The sequence below is a fragment of the Gammaproteobacteria bacterium genome (genome assembly GCA_003696665.1).
GTDB lineage: Bacteria > Pseudomonadota > Gammaproteobacteria > Enterobacterales.
Genome location: RFGJ01000481.1, coordinates 1 through 2,571 on the forward strand (window position 1 = coordinate 1; position 2,571 = coordinate 2,571).

Annotated in this window: 5 protein-coding genes; all 5 read right to left on the minus strand. The window is 52.2% G+C overall.

Annotated features, from left to right (window positions below; all coding sequences use genetic code 11):
• Positions 1-6: 6 nt before the first annotated feature.
• On the minus strand, positions 7-1,071 hold the full coding sequence (locus D6694_11695; protein ID RMH38920.1) for a hypothetical protein: 1,065 nt from the start codon (positions 1,069-1,071) through the stop codon (positions 7-9).
• Positions 1,072-1,198: 127 nt separating this feature from the next.
• Positions 1,199-1,660 carry a molybdopterin synthase catalytic subunit MoaE gene (moaE, locus tag D6694_11700; GenBank protein ID RMH38921.1) on the minus strand — a complete coding sequence of 154 codons (462 nt, stop codon included), beginning with the start codon at positions 1,658-1,660 and terminating at the stop codon, positions 1,199-1,201.
• 2 nt (positions 1,661-1,662) lie between these two features.
• Positions 1,663-1,908 carry a molybdopterin synthase sulfur carrier subunit gene (locus D6694_11705; protein ID RMH38922.1) on the minus strand — a complete coding sequence of 82 codons (246 nt, stop codon included), beginning with the start codon at positions 1,906-1,908 and terminating at the stop codon, positions 1,663-1,665.
• Complete coding sequence (gene moaC / locus D6694_11710; protein ID RMH38923.1) at positions 1,901-2,380, minus strand: cyclic pyranopterin monophosphate synthase MoaC; 480 nt, start codon at positions 2,378-2,380, stop codon at positions 1,901-1,903. Before moaC ends, D6694_11705 begins: the two co-directional genes overlap by 8 nt.
• The coding region (locus tag D6694_11715) for a molybdenum cofactor biosynthesis protein (GenBank protein RMH38924.1) at positions 2,377-2,571 on the minus strand (195 nt) is incomplete at its 5' end. The genes D6694_11715 and moaC, both read right to left, overlap by 4 nt.

A 2,571-nucleotide genomic window follows, 5' to 3' on the forward strand; every position in this document is an offset into this window, starting at 1 on the left:
GACGAGTTACAGATTGATCACCGCCTCGTAACGTAACCTTGGGGTTTGCGGGTCAATCGGACTGCCTTTGATTTCGATGGTGATTCGATATTGTCCAGCAGGCAGGTTTCGACCATTCATATCGCGAAGCGCCACAATGTCGCCCAGTTTTTTCGTTTCACCCGGGGCAATGGTCAGGTCTGTCAGCGCTTGTGCAAAGCGTTTGTTCGCTGCCCATTGCTGAACAACCTCACCGGCTTGGTTATAAATCACGATATCGAACATTTGCGAACTTGGGAACGTCCAGGTGATGGCTTTGTCGGTCGGATTCGACAAGTCGACATAGACTGGCACAACACCAGGCTGCAAGTCCGTGGCGGCCACTGGAGTGGGCAAGGTGAATTCGGCTTTCAATCCTGCCAGATCGAAGACATCTTCACCGTCAATGGTCGCGTCAATCAGCGCGTAGTGGTTTGACCCCATGAAGGTGATCTCACTCCATCCCACCAGGCCAATACCGCGGGCGAATGACGCACTTTCGATGCCTCCGTCACGGCAGCTACCTTGGAAGCGAACGGTCACCACGTCGTGGTGTTTACCATCTGCCAACATATCCAGTGGCTTGACGCTTTGTAAGATAGCCTCCTGCATACAATTTGCCATGGGGGACATCGAAGGTGAAAGGTTCAAAGTGTAGCGAGAACCAGCAGGATCGGAAAAATCAACCAGCTTGATCGCTTTAGCTTGTTCGCTGTCCCACACATAGATGGCCTCGGAATTGAGCGAGCGCCATACCCAAACATTTTGCAGCCCCAAGAAGTGATCAAACTTGACCCAGTTGCTGCCGTAGCTGTCGATTTGCTGAACAGTTGCCGTTTGCGTTTCTGCACCACGTGCTGGTGCCATCACGTATTGGTATGTGGCCGACTGCGCCGCCGGGAAGAAATCATTGGCCACAGCCGCATTGGTTGACAGCACCGAAGCGTAAGCGCAGACAAACAGACTGGAAATGGTGTGTTTCATAGTCATCCTCCTAGATGTGTACAGTTGAGCGAGTGATTTTGGACTGGGTACAACTCGACTCCCATCCATGTGTCGTTAAGACAGCAACATTATGTAGCTCGCTAAGATGACAGGAAAATGAATTATTTTTGGCAGTGAGATTACAAAATTTTGTGGTGCGACCAGTGCACCCACATGCAGTGCAGTAATTGGAGGATTATTGATTGGTGGGTTTGTCCCAGCGTGACCGCAGGGCCTGATCGCTTTTTTTTGCAGCAACCCAATGCCATTGCTCGCCCCGTTTCTCTTTTTTCCAGAATGGCGCTTCCGTTTTTAGTCTGTCCATCAGATATTGCGCCGCTTCGAAGGCGGAACGTCGATGGGCACTTGTGGCGGCGACAAAAACAATGGTGTCACCGGGACGCATTTCACCGACTCTGTGGATCACGCAGACATGACCGAGCGACCAGCGCTGGCGTGCGTCAGCGACAATTTGCCGCAGACTTTTTTCAGTCATCGCCGGATAGTGTTCGAGGAAGAGCGCTGAAACGCCATCAGTGCGCCCTCGAACACGTCCACTGAACGTGACAATGGCACCTTGCCCATCGTCCGCCTCATGGAGTTTGGCCATCAGCGGGGCGATCTCAATGGCTTGTTCGGTAATTTGCACGAGATCCATGCTCACCCACCTGTCACCGGAGGAAATATAGCGACTTCGTCGGCATCATCAATTTCATGATCAAGTGGCACAATGGTCTGATTCACCGCACATAAATGTTGTGATTCTTTGAGAAATTGCCATTTGCCGCTCTGATTGGCCAGCTGATCAATCAACGCCCTCACTTGTATTGGGCCTGCAAGTGGCCAATCTATTTGGCTGACACCAAGTTGATCTCTTGTTTGTCCAAAAAAAAGGATTTTAGCCATCTGCGTTCCACTCCCCACTTTTGCCACCACTTTTGTGACACAAACGAATCGCTTCGATGGTCATGCCACGGTCGATTGCCTTGCACATATCATAAATCGTCAACGCGGCCACGCTCGCCGCTGTCAGGGCCTCCATTTCTACGCCGGTTGGTCCGGTGACTCGGCATTCGCTGATGATTTTGAGCCGATTCTGGGTGATCCATTCAAACTGAATGCTGGCATGGGTTAAGGCAAGCGGATGACAGAGAGGAATCAACTGACTGGTCTGTTTGGCCGCCATAATGCCGGCAATGCGGGCGGTGGCCAGAACGTCTCCTTTTTTGATGGTTTGTTCGCGGATCGCATCCCCAGTCTCGGCAGCCATGACGATATGCGCCTCGGCGATAGCCACACGATAAGTCTCTGCCTTGCCGCTGACATCGACCATATTGGCTTCACCCTGCGCATTGAGATGAGTGAATGGCTTTGTCATGAGGCATCCCTCGTCTTGCATGGTTGTGATGCCCCATTTTTGAGATGGGGGACAAAATTGCAGGGACGGTGTGAGGCGTCTAGTTGTTCACGAATGATACGCTCAAATGCCAAGCGGCATGCATTGGGAGACCCCGGCATAGCGAAAATCAGTGTGCCGTTGGCCAGTCCAGCCACCGCGCGGGATTGCAC